Origin of the sequence: Bradyrhizobium sp. LjRoot220, assembly GCF_964252915.1 — a bacterium.
In the GTDB taxonomy this organism is placed as follows: domain Bacteria; phylum Pseudomonadota; class Alphaproteobacteria; order Rhizobiales; family Xanthobacteraceae; genus Bradyrhizobium.
This window is the reverse complement of the sequence record NZ_CAXUPS020000001.1, coordinates 485,307-507,255: the sequence shown is the minus strand read 5'-3', so window position 1 is coordinate 507,255 and position 21,949 is coordinate 485,307. Positions and strand designations below refer to the sequence as shown.

Here is a 21,949-nt window from a genome sequence, read left to right as displayed (position 1 = left end):
CGCTTTCTCCTACCGCTTCGTCGCGCGCTCGAGGAACTGCACCAAAGCGGCACGGTCCTGTTCGGAGCCAATGCGCTGCTCGGGCATCTTGGTGCCCGGCGTGTAGGCCGCAGGCCCGATCTCGAACAATCTGGAAACCGTCTCCGGCGTCCAGACGATATCGAGCCGCTTGAGCGCGTCGGAAAAATCATATCCCGGCAAGGTCGCGATGCGCCGGCCGAACAGGCCCGCCAGCGTCGGCCCTGCCCGGTTAACCTGATCGGAGCCGAGCGTGTGGCAGGCTACGCAGGCGCGAAAAATATCCGCGCCGCGGTCGCCGGCGTACGCGGCCAGCGGGTCTGCCGCATTTTCAAACAGCAACGCGTCGACGAGATCGCCTGTCACCGCGTTCCAGCGGCGGATGGTGCTGTCCGCACCGCCGGTCAGCAGCGTTCGACTGTCCGGCAGAAACGCCACCGACCAGACCGGCATCCCGGGACCGACCAGCGTGCGTGCGAGATTGCGCGTCTTGCGATCGATCACCGCGACCGCGCCGCCGATACCGGCGGCCGCGACCCACGCACCGTCAGGCGAGATCGCCATCGAGATCACGGGCCTCGGGCCGGCTTCGACGTCACCGGAGCGGGTGCCGTCGCTGCCCAGAAAATACAGCCTGCCGTCAGCGCCTCCGGCCGCGATTTCGCCATCGCGGCCAATCGCGACCGCGTTGAGCGGGCTCGGCATCGCAATGACGGATGGTGGCGACGTGTCCGCCAGCGGCCAGATGCGAATGCTCTGATCGTAGCTGACGCTGACCAGCGTGCGGCCGTCGGGCGCGAACGCCACGCCATTGACGTTTTGCGTATGCCCTTCCAGCACGCGCGGCGCGCCGCCCGCCAGCGGCCACAGACGCACGGTGTGATCCCACGACACGGAAGCCAACGTTGCGCCGTCAGGCGAAACCGCAAGGGCTGCGATCGGCGCGCTATGGCCTTCCAGCACCGCGTCGGGCCGGGTGCGGCCGGCGGTCCAGATCGCAATGCGGCCATCGGCGCCTGCCGTTGCGGCCCTTCCCTCCCCAAGCAAGGCGACCGCGTTGACGGCATCGGCGTGGAAACGAAGCACCTGCTCGGCGGCATTTGATGTCAGCGACCAGCGGATCGCGGTTGAATCGAAGCTGCCAGAGATGGCGGTCGCACCGTCGGGCGAAATCGCCAAGGCCCGCACCGGTCCGCCATGGCCGCGCAACTGCGCGTGGGCGGCGCTGGTTCCAAAGGCCGGCAGGACCAGCAAAGCGGCCCAGGTCAGCCACACGAAACGGAAGATGGTGTGAGCACGGAGCATTCGCGGCGATCGTTTCGTCCGTTCGTGTCGCCGTCAAGGCAGCTGTGCTGAAAGGAGGCGCTCGAAAACGCTATCAGCGCATGCCCGGCTTGTCGCGATCGAGGGCCTTGGCCTGCAGTTCGTCGAGATAATCCTGAAAGCGCCGCTCGGCGTTGAGGCCGAGATCGCGCAGGAACGCCCAGGAGTAGATGCCGGTATTGTGCATGTCGTCGAACCCGAGCCGCACCGCGTAATTGCCGACCGGATCGACCGAGAGAATGGTCACGTTGCGCTTGCCGCCGACCGTCTTGCGTTGCGCTTCGGAATGCCCCTGCACCTCGGCGGATGGACTGGTCACGCGCAGCAGTTCGGCCGACAGGTTGAACTCCGCGCCGTCGTCAAAAGTGACGCGAAGGGCGCGGCGGTCCTTCACCAGCCGGATTTCAACCGGCCACGCCGCGACTGGCTTAGCTTGCTTCGGTGCGTTCACGATCCGAACCGAAAATCAGTTCGGCCCGATCAGATTGTGGCCGGGATCGCCGACCCTCGCCCCGCTGGTGGTGTAGGCAACCGAACTCGGCTGCTGGATGGTGTCGAGCACCGACGACACACCGAACGCGGCGATTGCCGCAAACGCCAAAGCTGCCAGAAAGCTCTTCATCGTATTTCCCTCGAACCGCTCCGCATCTGCACCGTCATTCGGCCGCTACGGCGCGGGTATCGCTTCCCGACGGCGCGCGGCCCTTGGCCTGCTCTTCCTCGACCCAGAGCGCGTGATGCTCCTTGGCCCAGTTGAGGTCGACCTCGCCGGTGCCCATCGCATCGAACGCGCCCTCCATCCCGACCGAACCGATATAGATGTGGGCGAGCATGACCGCGATGAAGAGCATCGCAATCACGGCATGGATCACGGTCCAGAACTGCAACGTCGTGACATTGCCCGGAAGATACGGGAACAGCATGTACCATCCCGACACCGACATCAGCACGCCGCCGATGATCACGATCCAGAAAATGCCCTTCTGCCCGGCATTGAATCGTTTGGCCGGTGGATGTTTGCCGTTGGGCAGAATGCCGCCGCCCTGTTTCAGCCATTGCCAGTCGAGCTTGCCGGGGATGTTATCCTTGATCCAGATCAGGAACATGATGGCGAGGCCGAGCATGAACGGAAACGCCAGGTAATCATGCGCGATCTTGGCCCAGCCCGACATGGTCGCAAACGCCTGGGCGCCGAACAGCGGCATGATCAGGACCCGCCCGAAGCTGATGTTGAGGCCCGACAGCGCCAGCACGACGAAGCAACTGGCCGTCAGCCAATGCGTGAAACGCTCGAAGCTCGCAAAGCGAAGGATCTTGGTGCCGGAGAAACCGTGATCGACGCGAATCCGGCCGCGCACCATCAGGAAGACCGCCAGCAGCACGAGCATGCCAAGGATGGCGACGCCGGCGATGATCGGCAGCTTGCTGCGTTGAAAATCGCGCCAGTCGCGGCCCGCGGGCTGGATCAGGCTGGAGGCCATGGTGTCCGGGATCGTTATCCGCCCGGTGATCTTGTCGCCCTCCTTCAGCGCGTTCAGGAGTTTGTCTTCCTGAACCGCTTCGGCGGTCGGCTTGAACGAGAGCTGCGCGGCGGCAGGATGCGCGAACACAAACAGCAGCGCGATGGCGGCGCATAGCGCCCGGAGGCTTGAAAGTGAGCTTGGCATAGGCCCGTGACCTTCCCGTTTCTCGTGACATGAGCGCCGCCGCGCGCCGCGCGACGGCCAAGGCATCAGCCGGTCGGTGAATCCGCGTAAGCCGTTTTCCAGCCCCACATGCCCGAACCGTAACCGCGCTTCATCACGCGCTCCTTGTAGATTTCGGCGATGATGGCGCCGTCGCCGGCGAGCAGCGACTTGGTCGAGCACATCTCGGCGCAGATCGGCAGCTTGCCTTCGGCCAGACGGTTGGCGCCGTATTTGGCGTATTCGGCCGGCGTGGAATCCGCCTCCGGCCCGCCAGCGCAATAGGTGCATTTGTCCATCTTGCCGCGCGAGCCGAAATTGCCGACCTTCGGATATTGCGGCGCGCCGAACGGGCACGCGTAGAAGCAATAGCCGCAGCCGATGCAGAGATCCTTGGAGTGAAGCACCACGCCGTCGGCGGTGGTGTAGAAGCACGACACCGGACAGACCGCGGCGCATGGCGCATCCGTGCAATGCATGCACGCCATCGACACCGAGCGTTCGCCGGGCTTGCCGTCATTGATGGTGACGACGCGGCGGCGATTGATGCCCCACGGCACTTCATGTTCGTTCTTGCAGGCCGTCACGCAGGCATTGCATTCAATGCAACGGTCGGCATCACAGAGAAATTTGACGCGAGCCATGATCTATTCTCCCCTCACGCCGATCGGATCTGGCACAGGGTCACCTTGCCCTCGTGCATGCCCGTGACCGGATCGTAACCGTAGCTTGTGATCGCGTTCACGCTTTCGCCGAGCACGATCGGATCGCTGCCTTTTGGATATTTGCCGCGCTGGTCGACGCCCTGGAACCAGCCAGAGAAGTGGAACGGCATGAACGCCACGCCCTTGCCGACTCGGTCGGTGACGAGCGCCTTGACGCGCGCCTTCGAGCTGTTTTCCGGGCCGTAGACCCAGACCCAGCCGCCGTCCTTGATACCGCGCTCGTTCGCGTCCGCGGTGTTGACCTCGACAAACATGTCCTGCTGCAACTCGGCAAGCCAGCGGTTCGAGCGGGTTTCCTCGCCGCCGCCTTCATATTCGACGAGACGACCGGAGGTGAGGATGATCGGGAATTGCTTCGCAAGCCCCTTGTCCACCGCCGCCTTCTGAATCGAGAAGCCGAGATTGGCCATGCGGAACTGACGGCCGTCCGGACGCGTCGGGTATTTGGCGACGAGGTCCGGGCGCGCCGTGTAGATCGGCTCGCGATGGACCGGCACGGGATCGGGCAGATTCCACGCCACCGCGCGGGCCTTGCCGTTGCCATAGGCCATCACGCCATGTTCGAGCGTGACACGGATGATGCCGCCGGACAGATCGACCGCCCAACCGACGCCGTCCGGGTTGTTGCCGCCGATCTTTTTGATGGTGGCAAGTTCAGCTTCGGTGAGGTCCTTGTCCCAGCCGAGCTTCTTCAGCACGCCGTAGGTGAACTCAGGATAGCCGTCGGTGAGTTCCGAGCCTTTGCTGTAAGAGCCTTCGGACAGCATGTTGACGCTCTTCACCGAACCGTCCGGCTGCTTCTCTTCATAGACCACGCCGAACCGCGCCCGGAACGTCCCGCCGCCATCCTTCACATGCAGGTTGGTGTTGTAGAGCGTGTGCGTTCCCGGATGCCTGATCTGCGGCGTGCCCCAGCACGGCCACGGCAGGCCGTAATAGTCGCCGCCGATTTCGGGCTCGTCGGCCTTGGCGCGCAGGGTCACCAGGTCGAACTTGCCCTGGTTCTTCATGTGCGCCTTCAGCCGCTCCGGCGACTGGCCGGAATAGCCGGTCGAGAATCCGCCGCGGTTGATTTCGCGCAGCAGCTCTTCCGGCGACGGCCGGTTGTTTTCCACCTTGAGGTTCTTGAACATCGGATCGGCGAAGCCGAGCTTCTTGGAAAGCAGGTAGATGATCTCGTAGTCGTCCTTCGATTCGAAGATCGGCTTGACGATCTGCTCGCCCCACTGCAGCGAGCGGTTGGAAGCCGTGCGCGAGCCCGAAGTCTCGAACTGGGTGCAGGCCGGCAAGAGATAGGTACCGTTCTTACGCTCGGAGATCGCAGCGAATGTGGTCGGATGCGGATCGGCGACGACGAGCAATTCGAGTTTTTCGAGGCCCTTCACCATCTCCGTCATGCGCGGCACGGTATTGCCGCCGTGCCCCATGATCACCACGCCCTTCACGCTGTCGCGTTGATCGACGTCATCAGGGTTGGAAAGCGTCGCATCGAACCAGCGGGTCCACGGGATACCTGGCAGTTCCATGTTCTGCTTGCGGGTACGGGCCGGACGGCCGGCCTTGGCCGGCACTTCGTCGAAGCGCGACTGGAAGTAATCATAATCGACTTCCCATACACGCGCCCAGTGTTTCCAGGCACCTTCGACCAGACCGTAATAGAGCGGCAACGACGTGATATCGAGACCGATGTCGGTCGCACCCTGTACGTTGCAGTGGCCGCGGAAGATGTTGGCGCCGCCACCGAAGGTGCCGACATTGCCGGTCGCCAGCAGCAGGTTGCAATACGCCCGGACGTTGGCGGTGCCGACCGTGTGCTGAGTGCCGCCCATGCACCAGATGAAGGTCGATGGCCGCTGCTTGGCAAAGGTCTCGGCGACCTTCTTCAGTTGCTCGCCGGGAATCCCCGACACGCGCTCGACTTCTTCCGGCGTCCACTTGGCGACTTCAGCGCGGATCTGGTCCATGCCGTAGACGCGTTGCTTGATGAATTCCTTGTCTTCCCAGCCATTGTTGAAGATGTGGTGCAGCATGCCCCAGATCACCGCGATGTCGGTGCCGCCACGGAACCGGACATATTCGGTGGCGTGGGCTGCGGTGCGCGTGAAGCGCGGATCTAGCACGAAGACGTTGGCGCGGTTGATTTCCTTGCCGGTGAGGATGTGCTGCAGCGACACCGGGTGCGCTTCGGCGGCGTTCGAGCCCATGAAGACGATAGTCTTCGAGTTTCTGATGTCGTTGTAGGAGTTGGTCATCGCGCCGTAGCCCCAGGTGTTGGCAACACCCGCGACCGTGGTCGAGTGACAGATGCGCGCCTGGTGATCGATCGAGTTGGTGCCCCAGAACGCCGCGAACTTGCGGAACAGGTAGCCGCCTTCATTGGAGAATTTCGCGGAACCGAGCAGGTAAACGGAATCGGCACCGGACTTGGCGCGGATTTCCAGCATCTTGTCGCCGATCTCGTTGATGGCGACATCCCACGATATTTTCTGCCACTCGCCGTTGACGAGCTTCATCGGGTACTTAAGTCGGCGGTCGCCATGCACCAGTTCGCGCACCGAGGCGCCCTTGGCGCAATGCGAGCCACGATTGAGCGGACTGTCCCACGCCGGCTCCTGACCGACCCAGACGCCGTTCTGGACTTCGGCGATCACGGTGCAGCCGACCGAGCAATGCGTGCAGATATTCTTTCTGATTTCCGTCGGCGCGCCGACCTTCTCCGGTCCCGCCTGCGCCTTGCGCACCGAGCCGAGCGGCATCAAACCAAGTGCCGCGCCCGCGCCTGCCGCCAGACCCGACCGGCGCAGGAACGTGCGGCGGTCGAGAACCCCCGAAGCCAGGCCGGCGGCGACACCCTGCAAACGCGCCCTGCCTGCGGATCCGTCTCTTCGCTTCATCAACATGTGCGTGGTCCCATCAATAGCGGTTGACGCGGTAGAAATTCTTGACGTGATCGGTTTCCTTGTAGCGGGCCTTGACGCGCTCGGCCTGCGGCTCGTCCGCAACCGCCTCACCGCCCGCGAGCGGCACGACGGCAGCTGCAGCCACCGCCGATCCGCCCATCAGGAACAAGCGGCGGCGATCGAGCCCCTTGGCATCGAGCGGCTTATCGGCCGGTGCCTTGTCGGATGGCTTGCTCATTGCGGTCTCCTCCACTTCGAACTTTCAGTTGCCTTTGCGCGTCACTCGGACAGCGTGAAGGCCTCGGCTTCCAGTTCCATAAACACGCGGCCGACGCCGCCGACGGCACGATAGAATTTGGCGGTCCCGGACATCTCCAGATCGGCGAACATCCGCGCCGCCCACGGCTTGAGATGGCGATCGAAGAATCGCGCCTGTTCGGCGAACTCGGCGTCGAAGTCGCCGCGGGTGAGGCCTGCCATCACTTCAAGAAGAATCGCGATGTGGTCTTCCGGCTCGCGCGACGGGCCGGCGCGCTCGATGCCGAGCAGGTCCAGATCCTCGCGCACACGCGCCAGCGGGCGCTCGTGCAGGAAGCCGGTCAGGTAATAGGAGGCATAAGGCAGCAGCTCGCCGCGCCCGAGCCCGATGAAGAGATCGAAGAATTCCTTATTGGCGGCGCGATCATCCGTCGCTGACGCGGCCGCGGCGAGTTCGACATGCGCCATGCCGAGATCGGAGGCGTCGCCCTTCAACTGCGCGACGCGCGCGAGCGTGTCCGCGGCCGGCGCCTTGCCGAGCAGCAGCGACAGCAAGCCGTACTCCGCGGCGCGCAGCTGATCGATCTCGTCGATTTCCGGTCTCGATGACAGGTTAGGTGACACGGATAATCCATATAGATCGGGGCGAAGCACGGAACGCTCGACGCGGGTCAAGGCCTCGACCGCAAGAACCCGCTCGGCGGGAACCTGCGACCAAGCAGAAACCGACGGCTGCGCAATGCCGATCGCCCGCGCTAACGACGCGACGCCACCCGCTGCCTTGATTGCCTGTCCCAGTCCGGCATCACGCATGGTGAACCCGACTTCTCCCCCGCCCGCGCCCACTGCCTCAGAATCTCACTGCCTCTTAATCGGGCATACAATTTAGAACTGGAATTATTCCAGTCTCAAATTAGTAGCATAGGTGTTGCCTATGTCTCGAAAACTTTTGTCTAAACAACAGGTTTTGCCGAGCCATGGCGTCGCACCGCTTGCTGCGGTGCAACAGAATCGGACGCCTTATGGGAGGCCTGGGAGTCTGTTTTCTGCCCGTTTTGGGGGCCGGCCGCCTCGTCACCACCCCGGGAATTCTGCTCCGACCGAGCCGCTTGAGCACTCAATCTCAGCGGTTGTTCCGGCAGATCCGGCTTTGGATCATCGGACGATTCAGGCGCGTTCGCGATCTCTGCCGGGACCTTGGGGACCGCAACTGGTTGCTCGGCGGGCGCTTCGCCGGTGCCCATGATCTGGGTGACCATTCGCGCGACATCGATTCCGGCGCCGAGCTCGCTGTTGCCCGGCACGCCGCCCGGCGTGTTCCAGTCATAGGCGTAGTCGAGCGCGGGATTGACATAGTTACGGATCGCGGGATCCAGCGCCCAGGACTTTCTCAAAGCCGCATTGCGCAGATGCTCGGGAACGCCCTTGCGCAGAAAGGCGGTGATGTCCGTTTCCGACGTCAATTCATCGAGCGATGGCAGGCTGGAGAGATCGAACTCAGGCGCAGCCTCAGACTCAGTCGCCGGAGCAGCAGCGATTTCAGCGTCGGCAACGGGCGCTTCGCGCTCGGGCTGCTTGGCCTCCTGCTTGCGCTGCGACCATCGCGCCAAAAACCCCTTATCGTCGCCCTGGTCCGGACCACTCATGCGCGCCCTGTCCCTTCCCCTTCCGGGCCGCGATCCTTTGGATCACGCGGGCGATCGCCGCCGGCCCGATCGCGCTTGCGCTTGTGGAATACCCGCTCGACGTGAAACTCATCGACAAAGGCGGCGATCCAGGACGCGATCTCCGAAGACATCGGAACCGTGCCGATGACGTCGCAACCGCTTTCGAAGATCGCCTCCCCTTCGGTCGGATCGGCCGTGACCTTGGTTAGCTCGAGTTCAGATCCGCCGGCTTGACGCCGCAGCGCCACCCAGATCCGCGGTTCGCCGTCGGCGAGATTGTCGCGATAATTCGCGGTGTCGGAGCTGAACAGATCGATGCTGGCCGCGCCCGCGTAATACGTCATCGCGTCGGGCTCGGTGGACAGCACGGTCCATGGCGCGGTCGCCGGCACTTCGTCCAGCACCATCGCCGGCGACCACACGTGATCGATCCAGGGATTATCGACCGCACGGCGCCGCACGACCACGCCCACTTCGCGGGATGTCTCGGTCATCGCCATGACACATCCTCCGTCAGCCGGCCGATCATGCCGCATTCTCCTTCGGCGCGAGCGGCAGCCCGGCGACCAGGTTTTGCGGCTTCAAGCGCACGATCTTGTCCGCGCCCATCGCCAGAATAAGGTAGACCGGTTTGTTGCCGACGCGTTCATCCACCAGCCGCGTATCCGCGATGGTCAGGCGCATCAGGGCCACGATGCGCTCTGAAGCGTTGGCGTCGACCCCGCTGCCGTTCCACAGCGCATTGCCGATTTTGGTGCCCTCGCTGTCGAGGCCGACAAACCAGCGCCAGTCGCGGTCTTCGATCGAGGGAACCGTCTCGACGCTGACGGTAACGCCGAGCAGATGGGCGATCCATCGCTCGATCACCCGGCAAAGCCCGGCGCGCGCCTTCGGATTGCCGCCGATGTTCATGACCATCGCGTGCGCATCCGAACGTGACCAATAGGTCCAGGCGTTCTCGTCGTCCATCACGTCCATTTCGCCGAACGCCTTTGGCGGCGCCAGCATCGCCGTCAGCGGCGACGCATGCAGGTCATGCTCGGCGTGTTGCTGCGCCTCGATAATTTCGGCATCAGCGAGCAGCAGCGTGCCCTCATGCAACGCCGCCTGCTGGCCGCGATAGAATAGTTCCGCCGCGCGCAGCATGTAGGGATCGTCGCAGCCTTCGAGCGCGTTGCGCAGGATCAGATGGCAAAGCTGCGAGACAAAGATCGGCGGCAGGTCGCCGGCGCCATTGCGGGCGAGATTGAGATAAACCGCCTCGAGCGAGGGTGCCGCGACCAGCCGGTCGCGGAAGTTCATCATAAAGGTCCAGTTCTCGCGTGCATCGGGATCGGCGAGTGCGGCGATATCGGTTTTAGAGACCGGGCGAAGCGGATCGGCCAACAAGCCCGCATGCAGATTGCGTTCGGCCTCGCAGGCGTCCGCCGGCGGCATCAGTTCGGGCCGCGCCAGATAGGCCATGATCAGTTCGGGTGTCGCGATCAACCCGCCGTGATCGGCGCGTCGCGTCAGATGATGGCCGGAGGCAACCCAGAATTCTCTCATTTGCGTGTTCCGCTTACCCGGTCGGTTCCCATCAAGCCCAGCAGATCGACCTCCTCGGCAGGTTCATCGTCGCCTTCGACCTCATGAAAGGTAAAGGCGCGGGCATGCGCGTGCAACCGGTCGGCATCGGCTGCGGCTTCGCGCGGCTTGAGGGTACGAAAGCGCTCGCGGATTTCACCATCCTCGATGCTGCGTTGCACGGCGAGCAAGGTCTGCGCCGGGTGGTCGCACAACGAGGCCGCAAACGCGACCTCTTCTTCGGCGGCGGCGCGCGCGGCTTTAAGATCCGGCGCCCTGAATTTTTCCAGCAATTGCGCTGCAAGCCGATCGACCATGGTTTGCCGCTCTGCCTCCGTCGCCTCGGTCACGATCGCGAGCGTCGACCAGCCCAGACTTTCGATGCCCAGAAAGCCGGACCGCAGCGCCACACGCTGCTTCTGGGCGAGATCAGCCGGATCCTGGTTCCAGAAAACGAACGCGCCCGAAACCGCCCATTCGCCGGGTTCCGCGGCACGCTCAAAGACAAACGTGTCGGAAGGGTCGAGCCTGATGGTTCGCGGCAGCTTCAGCATGTCCGCCTCATCCGAGTTTCGGACCGCGCGCTTGCGGATCATACCAGTCCGCTTGCGCCAGCGCATCCACGAGACTGGACCGATCGGGCGGCCCGCTGCCGGCAGGCGGCTTGACCAGCAGATCGCCGTTGGCGTCGATGGCTCTGGTCTCACCGGCTTTACGCCTGGGAAGCCGTTCCAGATAATCCTTGGCGATGGCGTCAAAACCGCGCTCGTTCCAGCGGTCGAACGCCGTCATCAGATGGCGGGCGAAGCTGCCGATGATCGCATCGGTGTCGACCATCTCAAAGCCTGCGCCCAGCATGGAAACCCCGGATGCGGCCTGCACCTCGTCGAGATGCACCATGTCGGCGGCGCGCAGGATCACGCCGAACACCAGCCACGGCGGCACCTCGGTCTCGGCGCAATCGCCGGGCCAGCCGAGCCGCGCGCCGCCCAGCAATCCTGCGTCGAACCTTATTGCATCGGGCCAGATGAAACTTACATCCCGTTCGGGAGGACAATGGGCCGCGATCGCGTCCGCCAGCGCGTTCATGCCGGCGAACAACGCCCGGCGCGCCGAGTTCAAGGGTTCGTCGGGTTCGAGAACCACGGCGAATTCGACCAGGTCATAGCGCCGCACCCAGACCAGCGTTCCGGCGCCGGCTTGGGCCGCGATCTCGCACCCGTGGGCAAACGCATCGCCGAGTTCGCGTAACGCGACCAAAGTATAACCGGGTGGCAGATCGGGTGTCTGATCCGCTTCCCCGCGACGCGATATCATCGAACGGCTCATCCTGCGTGGCTTTGCTAAATTGCTTTGCAATCCGCCGGTGTATGCTATCCCCGTTGGGCTCGCAACGCGAGCGGAACCAGAAAACGAACCGTGTGATGTGTGCGCCGGTTCAGGAAGTTAACGATGGCTACGGTGGCGTCTCATCTTCTGATTTGCAGTTGCGAGAAGACCATGCCGCTCGACGTGCCGGCGATCAGCCGCGGCTGCGCCGGAACAATCACCCAAGCCAACCAGCTGTGCGGCCTCGAACTCGAGCGGTTCAAGCAGGCGCTTGCCGACGGCGCGCCGATCACGGTGGCCTGCACGCAGGAAGCCCCGCTGTTCCGCGAAGTCGCTGAGGATTTCCCGCAAGCCCAGCTCACCTTCGCCAACATCCGCGAAGCCGGCGGCTGGTCGAATGATGCGGCCGCGGCCGGCCCAAAGGCTGCGGCACTGATCGCGGCCGCGCAGGAAGACATGCCGCCGATCTCAATGGTGACGCTGGAGAGTAGCGGCGTCGCGCTGATCTATGGCCGCGACGAACTCGCCATCGAGGCCGCGCAGCGCCTCGCCGACCGTCTCGACATCACCGTGCTGCTGAGCAAGCCCGGCGATGTCGTCCCGCGCCGGAGCAATGAGTTTCCGGTTCTCAAAGGCACGATCCGCAACGCGCGCGGTCATCTCGGCGCGTTCGAGCTTGGGATCGACGACTACGCGTTGCCGCTGCCCTCCTCGCGCGCAAAGCTCGTGTTCGGCCCCGCGCGCAACGGTGCGACATCGACCTGCGACCTGATCCTCGATCTCAGCGGCGGCACGCCGTTGTTTCCAGCGCACGAGCTGCGTCCGGGATATCTGCGCGCCGATCCGCGTGACCGCGCCGCCGTCGAGCGTGCGATCGCGGATGCGGGCAATCTGGTCGGCACCTTCGACAAGCCACGCTTCGTTCAATTCGACGAAGCGCTGTGCGCCCATTCGCGCTCAGGGATCACCGGATGCAGGCGCTGCCTCGATCTTTGTCCGACCGGCGCGATCACGCCAAACGGCAATGCCGTCGCGATCGACGCCAATGTGTGCGCCGGCTGCGGCGCCTGCGCCTCGGTGTGTCCGACCGGTGCGGCTTCATATGCACTGCCCAGTGCGGACGCGTTAATGCGGCGATTGCGCACGCTGCTGCAGACCTATCGCAAGGCAGGCGGCAGCAACGCGATCGTGCTGTTCCACGACGGCGAGCATGGCGACGCACTGATTGATGCGCTGGCACGGTTCGGCGCCGGGCTGCCGGCCCACGTGCTGCCGCTGCGCGTCAATGAAGTGACGCAGCTCGGACCGGAGAGCCTTGCCGCGGTGTTTGCTTATGGCGGCGCCGGCGTCGCGATCCTGACTCGAGCCAAACCCAGGCACGATCTTGCAGGACTGCGCCGAACCGTCGAAACGTCCGATACCGTGGTTGCAGCGCTCGGTTTCGGCGCGGGCCTCGTGCGCGTCATCGAGACCGACGATCCGGATCAGCTGCGCGAGATGCTCGATGCGGCGCCAATTGGCGTCGCGACGCAAAAGCCGGCCGGCTTCGTGCCGCGCGGCGCCAAACGCGGCGTGCTCGAAACGACGTTTCGCGAACTCCATCTCGCCGCCCCCGCGCCGGTCGATGCGGTGCCGCTTGCGCCGAATGCGCCGTTCGGCGGCGTCAATCTCAATGTCGAGGGCTGCACGCTCTGCCACGCCTGCGTCACCGCCTGCCCGACCGGCGCGCTATCAGACAATCCCGATCACGCCATGCTGCGCTTCACCGAAAGCCTGTGCGTACAGTGCGGGCTCTGCGAGGCGACCTGTCCCGAGAAAGTCATCACGCTCGAGCCGCGGCTGGATTTTGCGGCTTGGAACGCGCCGCTGCGTGTTCTCAAGGAAGAAGAGCCGTTCAACTGCATCGCCTGCGGCAAACCGTTCGGCACCAGGAGTTCGATCGAGCGCGTATTGGCAAAACTCGGCGAGAAGCACTGGATGTTCCAGGGCGCCAACGCCAGACGTATCGATGTCATCAAGATGTGCGCGGACTGCCGCGTCGAAGCCGTGGTCAATGAGGGTTTTGATCCGCACGGCGCGCCGCAGCGGCCGCCTGTGATGTCGACGGAAGATTATTTGCGGGCGCGCGAGGGCAAGAAAGGCGATCCCATTGGATCGTAAGGAGCCCGCTGTGTCCGCCGCCCAGCCGGCCCCGGCAGCCCGTGCGACGTCGCGCGCGTCCGGCATTCCCGGCGTCAAACACGTCATCGCGGTCGCCTCCGGCAAGGGCGGCGTCGGCAAGTCCACCACCTCGTGCAATCTGGCGCTCGGTTTTGCCGCCATCGGGCTGAAAACCGGCATCCTCGACGCCGACATATACGGCCCCTCGCAGCCAAAGCTGTTCGGGCTGCGCGGCAAGCCGCGCCAGGTCGGCGCGCGCATGCTGGAGCCGCTGGAACGCTTTGGCGTCAAGGTGATGTCGATCGGCTTTCTGGTCGAGGAAGACCTCGCCATGATCTGGCGCGGGCCGATGGTGATCTCGGCCATCACCCAAATGCTGCGGGAGGTAGCATGGGGCGATCTCGATATATTGGTTATCGACCTGCCGCCGGGCACCGGCGACGCGCAGCTCACGATGGCGCAGCAGGCACCGCTGGCGGGAGCGGTTATCGTCTCCACGCCGCAGGACATCGCGCTGATTGACGCGCGGCGCGGCATCGCGATGTTCGAGAAAGTGAACATCCCGATACTGGGTCTGATCGAAAACATGTCGGCGTTCTGCTGCCCGGCCTGCCAGAAGCTCACGCCGATCTTCGGCCAGGGCGGCGCACGGCAGGAGGCCGAACGGCGCGGGATTCCGTTTCTCGGCGAGATACCGCTCGATATCAATATTCGTCAGACCTCGGACGATGGACGCCCGATCGTCGCAACCGAACCTGACGGCGTTCATGCGCGCCACTACATCGAGATCGCCCGCGAGGTCTGGACCACGATCACCTCCGGCGCAGCAAGCCGGCCGCCGCCTCGCATTGTCATTGAGTGAACGAAACGGCCGTGCTTCATTGCATCGGTATGGGCGATCCATGGGCTGGCCGCCGCTTTGGCCGGTCCCCGCGACCGTTCGCGCGATCGCGGGGTCCGAATGATCGTTAGGCGACCAAAATCCAACGAGATTGGCGCCCTTGTATACAATACGCTGTGCGCAGCGCTCCGGCGTGCGTTCCGCTTGCCGTATCCCAGCACGAAAATTGCATGACCGAGCCCGGTCTGGAGAGCGAGCAACGTCATGAACCTGATCAACCTGGACATCCGCATGCTTCGCTCGCTGATGTCGGTCGTCGAGACCGGAAGCATCACCGAGACCGCGCGGCGGCTCGGCCGCACCCAGCCGGCGATCACCCTTCAGCTGCAGCGGCTGGAGGAGCTCACCGGAAAGGCGATCTTCATCCATGAGGGCCGCCGGCTGTTTCTGACGGCCGAAGGCGAAACCGTGTTGAGTTACGCGCGGTCGATCGTTGGCTTTCACGACGAAATGCTGTCGCAGCTCGCCTCCCCCGACATCGAAGGTCATGTCGTGCTCGGCACGCCCGACCTCTATGCGGCGTTCATGTTGCCGTCGATCCTCAAGATCTTTCGAAAAGCCTTTCCGCGCGTGCAGCTGGAGCTGAACTGCTCGCTCTCGACGCCGCTGGTCGGATGCGTGAAGCGCGGCGAAGTCGATATCGCACTGGTGACGCGGATGAACGATTTCACCGGCGGACAGGTGGTGCGGCAGGAGCAACTGATCTGGATGACTGGCGAGCAATCCACGGCGCATAACGAAAAGCCGATCCCGCTGGCGCTGCTGCCGCCGGGCAACATCTTCCGCGACCATGCGATCGAACGGCTCGAAGCCGCCAAGCTGCGATGGCGCATTGCCTGCGTCAGCCATAGCGTCAGCGGTTTGCAGGCTGCGGCGTTCGCCGGCATGGCCGTGACCGTACTCGGTCGCAGCGCGCTGGTGCGCAACATGCGCGAGATCGGCGAGAACGAAGGGCTGCCGCCGCTGCCGAAAGTCGATCTTCTGCTGTACAAGTCGCCGGCCGCGACATCGAAGGCCGCGAGCGCCCTGCACGACTACCTCGCGCATTATCTCAATCTCGACGACGAATTGCTGCTCGGCAAGGAACTGCCGTTGTCGGCCGAAGATAGCGGCGCGGGCCGGTCAGGACATCTGGGGACGAAACTGGCTCCAGGGTCGCGCCCGCTCGAACGCGGCGGCGATGCGCACGATCAACCCCTCGTCGAGCCACGGCGCAACAATCTGAAGCCCGATCGGAAGTCCGTCGCTGTCGAAGCCACAGGGAATCGTGGCGGCCGGCAGCCCGGTCAGGTTTATCGGCCAAGAGAACGGCGACCAACCTAAGTGGCGGTCGACGGTCACGCCGTCGACCTCGTCAACACCGAGCGCACCGGCGGAAAACGCAGTCACTGCAACAGTCGGGGTGACGATCGCGTCGACCTTGCCGAATATTTCCAGGAACGAGGCGCGCAGGTTATTGCGGCGATAGCCGGCCTCGACATAATCGACGCCGCTATAGGCCGACCCTTTCGCGACCATGTCGCGGTACTCGATGTCGGACGCCACCAACGCGCTGGCACCACGCGCCGAGACGGCCGCCGCCTGTTCGGTATAGGCGATCGGCTTCAGGATTCGTTCGAGCATGTCAGGCTCGAAATGAATGCAATCCGGAACAATGTGGGCGCCGAGCGAACCCAATGTCTCGACCGCCGACTGGAATGCGCGGCGAATGTCAGGCGCCACCGCGGCATAGCCGAGATCGACGCTGCTTCCGATTCTGATGCCATCGAGCTTCACCGGCGTGGCATCGAAACTCCGCGCCGGCACCGGCAGGCTCGCGGCATCGCGCAAATCGTGGGTCGCAACCGCTTCCAGAAGCAGCGCTGCGTCGGCAACGGTGCGCGCGATCGGGCCGGTGTGCGCCAGCGACGCCCATGACGGCGGTGAAAAGCCCGGTGACCGCGGCACCAGGCCGAAGGTCGGCTTGATACCGACCACGCCGCAAAACGCCGAGGGAACACGGATCGAACCGACGCCATCGGTGCCGATCGCCAGCGGACCGCATCCGGCGGCTATCGAAGCCGCCGCACCGCCGCTCGATCCGCCGCTGGTGCGGGCGCGGTTCCAGGGGTTGCGGGTGATGCCCGACACCGGACTGTCGGCGGTGAGCTTGTAGCCGGACTCGCAGGTCGTGGTCTTGCAGGTGACGATCGCGCCCGCTGATTTGAGTGCCGAAACGGCGGCCGAGTCGAAGGTCGGCACCAGGTCCTTGTTGGCGGGAGCACCGCCCAGCGCCGGCACGCCCGCGACATAGACGAGGTCCTTGATGCTGACCGGCACGCCGGTCAATTTGCCGGGTGGCCGCCCGGCGGACCAGGCCGCGGTGGCGCGATCGGCGGCGGCGCGTGCCTGTTCGTAGGCCGGAGTAACCACCACGTTACAGGACGCGTTGGTCAGCTCCAGCGCGGAAATCACGTCCTCGATGACGTCGCGCGGCGTGAACCGCTTGGCGCGATAACCCTCCAGCAATTCAACGGCCGAGAGCCTGGCCAATTCATTCGCCTCAACGACGCCGTCGGCGCGGACGCTTCCTGCTTTCACCGCGCGCCTCATGAGATCTGCAGGGCGGCCCTCACCGCCTTCTTCGCCATAACTGTCACGAGATGGGCGCGGTATTCCGCGTCCGCATGGATATCGGAGCTGAGATTTTCCGAACCAAGCTTGATTGCTGCGACGGCATCGGGCGTGAACGCGGCTTCGAGTGCAGCTTCCATCGCGGCGACGCGAAACACGCCGGGCCCCGCCCCGGTCACCGCGACACGAATTTTTTCGGCCCGCTTCGCCACGCAGACGCCGACCACCGCATAGCGCGAGGCCGGGGATTTGAATTTGGCATAGCCGCCGGCCAACGGCACCGGGAAACGCAACGCCGTGATGATCTCGCCCGGTTCGAGCGCCGTCTCGAACAGCCCCCGGAAGAATACGTCAGCAGCGATCTCGCGGCGATCGGTCACGATCACAGCATCGAGCGCGAGCACCGCGGCCGGATAATCGGCCGAAGGATCGTTGTTGGCGACCGAGCCACCGATCGTGCCGCGGTTGCGAACCGCGGGATCGCCGATGCCGGCGGCAAGGCTCGCCAGCAGCGGGATAGTGCTGCGAACCAGCTCCGACTCCGCGACATCGACATGCCGTGTCATGGCGCCGATCGTCAGGACGTCGTCCGCAAGTGAAATTCCCGACATCTGCGGGATCTTCGACAGATCGATCAGGGCGGCCGGCGCCGCCAGCCGCTGCTTGATGGTCGGCAGCAACGTCATGCCGCCGGCCAGCGGCATGCTGTCGGCGACGCCACCGAGCAGCGCCGACATTTCATAAAGCGTGCTCGGCCTGTGAAATGCAAATGATCTCATTTTGCCTTCTCCTACTCTGCGGCCAGCGGCATCGCGGCGTTCTGAATGACGCGCCAGATCCGGTTCGGCGTCGCCGGCATGTCGACGTGCGTCACCCCGAGATGCGACAAGGCATCGACGACGGAATTGATGACGGCCGCAGGCGATCCGATGGTGCCGACCTCGCCGCAGCCCTTCACGCCCATCGGGGTGTGGGTGCAGAGCGTGGAGTGGGTCTTGATCGTCATGTTCGGCAGATGATCGGCGCGCGGCATGGTGTAGTCCATGAACGATCCCGACAGCAGCTGCCCTGAGACATCGTCGTAGACGGCATTCTCATACAGCGCCTGGCCGACGCCCTGCACGATGCCGCCATGCAACTGGCCCTCGACAATCATCGGGTTGATGACGGTGCCGACGTCGTCGACCGCGGTATATTTCTCCAGCGTCACAATCCCGGTCTCGGGATCGATTTCGACTTCGGCGATGTGACAGCCGCCGGGATAGGTGAAATTGACCGGATCGTAATAGGCCTGCTCCTCCAGCCCGGGCTCGAGGATTTCCAGCGGATAGTCGTGCGGCACATAGGCGGCACCGGCGATTTCCTGGAACGTCTTGCTGCGGTCGGTGCCGGCGACCGAGAACACCCCAGCCTCGAACGCGATATCCTGTTCGCTGGCCTCGAGCAGATGCGCGGCGATCTTCTTGCCTTTGACCACCACCTTGTCGCTCGCCTTCGAGAGCGCGGCACCTCCGACTACCAGGGAACGCGAACCGTAGGTGCCCATGCCGAACTGGACGCGGTCGGTATCGCCGAACACGATGTCGACATTGTCGAAGGCGACGCCGAGTTTTTCCGACACGATCTGCGCAAAGGTGGTCTCGTGGCCCTGCCCGTGATTGTGGGTTCCGATCAGCACCGTCACCTGTCCAGTCGGATGCACGCGCACCGTGGCGCTTTCGTAAAGCCCGCCGCGGGCGCCGAGCCGGCCGGCAAAGCGTGACGGCGCGAGGCCGCAGGCTTCCACATAGGTCGAATAGCCCAGTCCGCGGAATTTGCCGTCGCGTTCGGACGCCGCTTTGCGTTCCCCAAAGCCCGCGACGTCAGCTGCCGCCAGCGCGCCTTCGAGGCAGCCCATCGGATCGCCGGAATCATATTCGACCAGCACGGGGGTCTGATACGGATAGGCTTCCTTGGGAATGATATTGCGGCGGCGCAGTTCGACGCGGTCGATGCCCATTTCCTTGGCCGCGACATCCACCACGCGTTCGACCACGAAGGTCGCCTCCGGCCGCCCCGCGCCGCGATAGGCGTCGACCGGCACCGTGTTGGTGAACACCACCTTCACATTGCAGTAGATCGCCGGCGTGGTGTAGACGCCGCTGAGCAGCGGCGCATAGAGATTGGTCGGAATGTTGGGACCGAAAGTGGAGAGATAGCCGCCCATATTGGCCAGCGTGACCACCTTCAGCGCCAGGAATTTTCCGTTCTCGTCGAGCGCGAGTTCAGCCTCGGTGACGTGATCGCGGCCGTGCCGGTCCGAGACAAAACCCTCCGAACGATCCGCCACCCATTTGACGGGACGGCCGACGCGCCGCGCCGCCCAGGTGATCACGGCCTCCTCGCCATAGTGGAATTGCTTGACGCCAAAGCCGCCGCCAACATCGGGCGCCACCACGCGCATCTTTTGCTCCGGGATTTTCAGCACCAGCGCGCTCATCAGAAACCGCACCACATGCGGAAACTGGCTGGTGGTCCACAGCGTATAATGGCCGGTGCCGCCATTGTACTCGGCAATCGCCGCCCGCGGCTCCATCGGATTGCCGATCAGGCGATTGTTGACGAGGCTGAGACGCGCGACATGCGCGGCCTTCTTGAACGCGGTCGCGACCGCCGCCTTGTCGCCGAGTTCCCAATCGCAGCACAGATTGTTCGGCACGTCGTCGAACAGTTGCGGCGCGCCGGGCCGAACGGCTTCGAGCACGCCGACCACCGCAGGCAGCACGTCATAATCGACCACGACCGCTTCCGCAGCCGCGCGCGCGAGTTCCAGCGTATCGGCGATTACGAAGGCGACCATGTCGCCGACGAAGCGCACCTTGCCCTGCGCGAGCATCGGAAACGCCGGCTCCTTCATCGGCAGCCCGTCCGAACCGTGAATGCCCCAGCCGCACGGCAGCGAGCCGAGCCCGTCAGCGGCAACGTCCTCACCGGTCAGCACGGCTTCGACGCCCGGCATCGCCAGCGCCGCCGTCTTGTCGATGCCGCGGATCACCGCATGGCCGTGCTGGGAGCGAATGAACACGCCGAACGTCATGTCGGCGCGCTTGACGTCGGCGACATAATTGCCGCGGCCGGTCAGAAATCGAAAGTCTTCCTTGCGGCGGGGCGCGGCGCCAATTCCGATGATGTCAGACATGGCTATTCTCCGATCGCAGGTGCGTTCATGGCAGCCGCACCGGCCAATACCGATGCCACGATGTTCTGATAGCCGGTGCAGCGGCAGATATTGCCTTCGAGGCCGTGGCGGACCTCGGCCTCCGTTGGTGCCGGATTTTTCGCAGTCAGCGCCACCGCCGTCATCACCATGCCCGGGGTGCAGAAGCCACATTGCAGCCCGTGATTTTGGTGAAACGCCTGCTGCATCGGATGCAGGGCGTTCGAACCGCCCAGCCCCGACAATCCCTCGATCGTCGTCAGCGTGCCGCCGTCGAGCATCGGCGCGAGCAGCGTGCAGCTCTTCACCGCCTCACCGTTGAACAACACGACACACGCACCGCACTGGCTGGTGTCGCACCCGACATGCGTCCCCGTCAGGTTGAGATTCTCGCGCAGCAGTTCGGCGACCAGCGTCGCGGGTTCGACATCGACCGTCCGGGACCGGCCGTTAAGCGCAAAACTGATTTTCATCTGAAACCTCCGGGGCTGGGGCTGACATCAGGCAAGAACGCGGGCGCGGCCTGCCGACCAGGTGGCCAGCAGCATGTCGCCGACATCGAAGGGATCGCGGAAGAAGGTCCGCTCCGGGATGTAGGCGACGAAGTCTTCGTCAGGCAGCGTGTCGAGCATCACCTTGACGAACGATCCCTGGTATTCGATGGCGACAACGCGGCTCGGCAGCGCCGTGGCGCCATCGCCGAGGCCGCCGGCATCGACGCGCATCAGTTCGACGTCGTCGCGCCGCACCGCCAGATCGATCCGGTCGCCGACGGACAGTCGCGTATCGGCGCACAGCCCGACCTGGATTCCGCCGCGGTTCGGCTGCGACAGCACGACGTGCCCCTCTCCGATCTTTTCGACCTTGCCCGACAGCACGTTCTGGCCGCCGAGGAACTCGGCGACATAACGGTCGCGCGGATAGGCGTAGACGTCGCGCGCAGGCCCGGATTGCTTGATCTTGCCCTTTTCCATCACCACGACGATATCCGCCAGCGCGATCGCTTCGAGCTGGGTGTGGGTGACATGAATGAAGGTAATCCCGAGTTCGCGCTGCATCCGGCGCAGTTCCTGGCGCATCTGCACCCGAAGCTGCTCGTCCAGCGCCGACAGCGGCTCGTCGAGCAGCAGCACCCGCGGTTCGGTAATCGCCGCCCGCGCCAGAGCGACGCGCTGCTGCTGCCCGCCGGAGAGATTGGCCGGCAACCGGTCGGCCAGTTCGGTCAGGCGGACCTTTTCCATCATCAGATCGGCGGCCTTGTAGCGCTCGGCCTTCGACTGGCCGCGCACCCGCAGCGCAAAGGCGATGTTGTCACGCACGGTGAGATGCGGAAACAGCGCGTAGGACTGGAACATCATCGCGGTGCGGCGCTCGACCGGCGCGAGGCCAGCGACATTCTCGCCGCCGATCACGATCTCGCCCGCGGTCGGATCCTCATGGCCGGCGATCATGCGCAGGATCGTGGTCTTGCCGCAGCCGGAGGGGCCGAGAAAGCAGCAATAGGCGCCATCAGGGATTTTCAGATTGACGCCGTCGACCACGTTGGTCGCGCCGTCGTAGCTCTTGCAGAGACCTGCCAGTTCGATATCGCCGGCGCCAGCGCGCATT

19 protein-coding genes and 2 pseudogenes are annotated in these 21,949 nt (G+C 64.4%); 3 read left to right on the top strand and 18 right to left on the bottom strand.

All coding sequences use genetic code 11. From position 1 onward, the window contains the following. Nucleotides 1-9: 9 nt before the first annotated feature. The 13 genes from ACSQ84_RS02205 to ACSQ84_RS02145 all read right to left on the bottom strand — a co-directional run bounded on the left by ACSQ84_RS02205 (nt 10) and on the right by ACSQ84_RS02145 (nt 11,459). Entirely contained in the window at nt 10-1,323 is a 1,314-nt protein-coding gene (locus tag ACSQ84_RS02205) for a c-type cytochrome (protein ID WP_436210007.1), read from the bottom strand. Nucleotides 1,324-1,396: 73 nt separating this feature from the next. Beyond that, nucleotides 1,397-1,792, bottom strand: coding sequence for a gamma-butyrobetaine hydroxylase-like domain-containing protein (locus ACSQ84_RS02200; RefSeq protein WP_436210006.1), 396 nt, complete (start codon nt 1,790-1,792; stop codon nt 1,397-1,399). 15 nt (nt 1,793-1,807) lie between these two features. After that, the gene (locus tag ACSQ84_RS02195; RefSeq protein ID WP_436210005.1) at nt 1,808-1,963 is read right to left on the bottom strand and encodes a hypothetical protein; all 156 of its coding nucleotides are present in this window, start codon (nt 1,961-1,963) and stop codon (nt 1,808-1,810) included. A gap of 34 nt (nt 1,964-1,997) precedes the next feature. After that, nucleotides 1,998-3,008: a formate dehydrogenase subunit gamma gene (locus ACSQ84_RS02190; protein ID WP_436210004.1), complete on the bottom strand. Its 1,011-nt coding sequence runs from the start codon at nt 3,006-3,008 to the stop codon at nt 1,998-2,000. A 65-nt stretch (nt 3,009-3,073) separates the two neighbouring features. After that, nucleotides 3,074-3,670, bottom strand: a complete 597-nt coding sequence (gene fdh3B, locus ACSQ84_RS02185) for a formate dehydrogenase FDH3 subunit beta (RefSeq protein ID WP_100418683.1) — start codon at nt 3,668-3,670, stop codon at nt 3,074-3,076. Nucleotides 3,671-3,684: 14 nt separating this feature from the next. Then, a complete protein-coding gene (locus tag ACSQ84_RS02180; protein ID WP_436210003.1) occupies nt 3,685-6,651 on the bottom strand; it encodes a formate dehydrogenase subunit alpha in 2,967 nt (988 codons plus the stop codon). 13 nt (nt 6,652-6,664) lie between these two features. Further along, nucleotides 6,665-6,889: a hypothetical protein gene (locus tag ACSQ84_RS02175; RefSeq protein ID WP_436210002.1), complete on the bottom strand. Its 225-nt coding sequence runs from the start codon at nt 6,887-6,889 to the stop codon at nt 6,665-6,667. A 41-nt stretch (nt 6,890-6,930) separates the two neighbouring features. Next, nucleotides 6,931-7,722: a Cro/CI family transcriptional regulator gene (locus ACSQ84_RS02170; protein ID WP_436210001.1), complete on the bottom strand. Its 792-nt coding sequence runs from the start codon at nt 7,720-7,722 to the stop codon at nt 6,931-6,933. Between the two features lie 140 nt (nt 7,723-7,862). Then, on the bottom strand, nt 7,863-8,555 hold the full coding sequence (locus tag ACSQ84_RS02165; protein WP_436210000.1) for a DUF3306 domain-containing protein: 693 nt from the start codon (nt 8,553-8,555) through the stop codon (nt 7,863-7,865). Next, entirely contained in the window at nt 8,552-9,076 is a 525-nt protein-coding gene (locus ACSQ84_RS02160) for a DUF3305 domain-containing protein (RefSeq protein WP_436209999.1), read from the bottom strand. Before ACSQ84_RS02160 ends, ACSQ84_RS02165 begins: the two co-directional genes overlap by 4 nt. 25 nt (nt 9,077-9,101) lie before the next feature. Continuing rightward, on the bottom strand, nt 9,102-10,124 hold the full coding sequence (locus tag ACSQ84_RS02155; protein ID WP_436209998.1) for a DUF6352 family protein: 1,023 nt from the start codon (nt 10,122-10,124) through the stop codon (nt 9,102-9,104). Continuing rightward, on the bottom strand, nt 10,121-10,696 hold the full coding sequence (locus ACSQ84_RS02150; RefSeq protein WP_436209997.1) for a DUF6505 family protein: 576 nt from the start codon (nt 10,694-10,696) through the stop codon (nt 10,121-10,123). Before ACSQ84_RS02150 ends, ACSQ84_RS02155 begins: the two co-directional genes overlap by 4 nt. A gap of 7 nt (nt 10,697-10,703) precedes the next feature. Next, entirely contained in the window at nt 10,704-11,459 is a 756-nt protein-coding gene (locus ACSQ84_RS02145; protein ID WP_436209996.1) for a biotin/lipoate--protein ligase family protein, read from the bottom strand. Between the two features lie 183 nt (nt 11,460-11,642). Between ACSQ84_RS02145 and ACSQ84_RS02140 the strand changes: the two genes are divergently transcribed. The 3 genes and pseudogenes from ACSQ84_RS02140 to ACSQ84_RS02130 all read left to right on the top strand — a co-directional run. After that, nucleotides 11,643-13,631 (top strand): 4Fe-4S binding protein, encoded by a 1,989-nt coding sequence (locus ACSQ84_RS02140; RefSeq protein WP_436211148.1) that lies wholly within the window; start codon nt 11,643-11,645, stop codon nt 13,629-13,631. 4 nt (nt 13,632-13,635) lie between these two features. Then, nucleotides 13,636-14,493 (top strand): annotated as a pseudogene (locus ACSQ84_RS02135) (Mrp/NBP35 family ATP-binding protein); the annotation flags it as partial. A 243-nt stretch (nt 14,494-14,736) separates the two neighbouring features. Further along, a pseudogene (locus ACSQ84_RS02130) lies at nt 14,737-15,567 on the top strand (LysR substrate-binding domain-containing protein); the annotation flags it as partial. Between the two features lie 87 nt (nt 15,568-15,654). On the opposite strand, the gene ACSQ84_RS02125 reads toward ACSQ84_RS02130, so the two are convergent. The 5 genes from ACSQ84_RS02125 to ACSQ84_RS02105 are packed head-to-tail and all read right to left on the bottom strand — an operon-like array spanning nt 15,655 to nt 21,948. After that, nucleotides 15,655-17,112 carry an amidase gene (locus ACSQ84_RS02125; protein WP_436209995.1) on the bottom strand — a complete coding sequence of 486 codons (1,458 nt, stop codon included), beginning with the start codon at nt 17,110-17,112 and terminating at the stop codon, nt 15,655-15,657. A gap of 8 nt (nt 17,113-17,120) precedes the next feature. Then, nucleotides 17,121-17,924, bottom strand: coding sequence for an FAD binding domain-containing protein (locus ACSQ84_RS02120; RefSeq protein WP_436209994.1), 804 nt, complete (start codon nt 17,922-17,924; stop codon nt 17,121-17,123). Nucleotides 17,925-17,935: 11 nt separating this feature from the next. Next, complete coding sequence (locus tag ACSQ84_RS02115) at nt 17,936-20,323, bottom strand: xanthine dehydrogenase family protein molybdopterin-binding subunit (protein ID WP_436209993.1); 2,388 nt, start codon at nt 20,321-20,323, stop codon at nt 17,936-17,938. 2 nt (nt 20,324-20,325) lie between these two features. Continuing rightward, on the bottom strand, nt 20,326-20,814 hold the full coding sequence (locus tag ACSQ84_RS02110) for a (2Fe-2S)-binding protein (RefSeq protein ID WP_436209992.1): 489 nt from the start codon (nt 20,812-20,814) through the stop codon (nt 20,326-20,328). A gap of 27 nt (nt 20,815-20,841) precedes the next feature. Beyond that, nucleotides 20,842-21,948, bottom strand: coding sequence for an ABC transporter ATP-binding protein (locus ACSQ84_RS02105; RefSeq protein WP_436209991.1), 1,107 nt, complete (start codon nt 21,946-21,948; stop codon nt 20,842-20,844). Nucleotide 21,949 lies beyond the last annotated feature (1 nt).

Bases quoted from the DNA above. Each gene is read 5' to 3' on its own strand.
- ACSQ84_RS02205 (WP_436210007.1), bottom strand. From the start codon at position 1,323: ATGCTCCGTGCTCACACCATCTTCCGTTTCGTGTGGCTGACCTGGGCC.
- ACSQ84_RS02195 (WP_436210005.1), bottom strand. From the start codon at position 1,963: ATGAAGAGCTTTCTGGCAGCTTTGGCGTTTGCGGCAATCGCCGCGTTC.
- ACSQ84_RS02190 (WP_436210004.1), bottom strand. From the start codon at position 3,008: ATGCCAAGCTCACTTTCAAGCCTCCGGGCGCTATGCGCCGCCATCGCG.
- fdh3B (WP_100418683.1), bottom strand. From the start codon at position 3,670: ATGGCTCGCGTCAAATTTCTCTGTGATGCCGACCGTTGCATTGAATGC.
- ACSQ84_RS02180 (WP_436210003.1), bottom strand. From the start codon at position 6,651: ATGTTGATGAAGCGAAGAGACGGATCCGCAGGCAGGGCGCGTTTGCAG.
- ACSQ84_RS02175 (WP_436210002.1), bottom strand. From the start codon at position 6,889: ATGAGCAAGCCATCCGACAAGGCACCGGCCGATAAGCCGCTCGATGCC.
- ACSQ84_RS02170 (WP_436210001.1), bottom strand. From the start codon at position 7,722: ATGCGTGATGCCGGACTGGGACAGGCAATCAAGGCAGCGGGTGGCGTC.
- ACSQ84_RS02165 (WP_436210000.1), bottom strand. From the start codon at position 8,555: ATGAGTGGTCCGGACCAGGGCGACGATAAGGGGTTTTTGGCGCGATGG.
- ACSQ84_RS02160 (WP_436209999.1), bottom strand. From the start codon at position 9,076: ATGGCGATGACCGAGACATCCCGCGAAGTGGGCGTGGTCGTGCGGCGC.
- ACSQ84_RS02155 (WP_436209998.1), bottom strand. From the start codon at position 10,124: ATGAGAGAATTCTGGGTTGCCTCCGGCCATCATCTGACGCGACGCGCC.
- ACSQ84_RS02150 (WP_436209997.1), bottom strand. From the start codon at position 10,696: ATGCTGAAGCTGCCGCGAACCATCAGGCTCGACCCTTCCGACACGTTT.
- ACSQ84_RS02145 (WP_436209996.1), bottom strand. From the start codon at position 11,459: ATGATATCGCGTCGCGGGGAAGCGGATCAGACACCCGATCTGCCACCC.
- ACSQ84_RS02140 (WP_436211148.1), top strand. From the start codon at position 11,643: ATGCCGCTCGACGTGCCGGCGATCAGCCGCGGCTGCGCCGGAACAATC.
- ACSQ84_RS02120 (WP_436209994.1), bottom strand. From the start codon at position 17,924: ATGAGATCATTTGCATTTCACAGGCCGAGCACGCTTTATGAAATGTCG.
- ACSQ84_RS02115 (WP_436209993.1), bottom strand. From the start codon at position 20,323: ATGTCTGACATCATCGGAATTGGCGCCGCGCCCCGCCGCAAGGAAGAC.
- ACSQ84_RS02110 (WP_436209992.1), bottom strand. From the start codon at position 20,814: ATGAAAATCAGTTTTGCGCTTAACGGCCGGTCCCGGACGGTCGATGTC.
- ACSQ84_RS02105 (WP_436209991.1), bottom strand. From the start codon at position 21,948: ATGCGCGCTGGCGCCGGCGATATCGAACTGGCAGGTCTCTGCAAGAGC.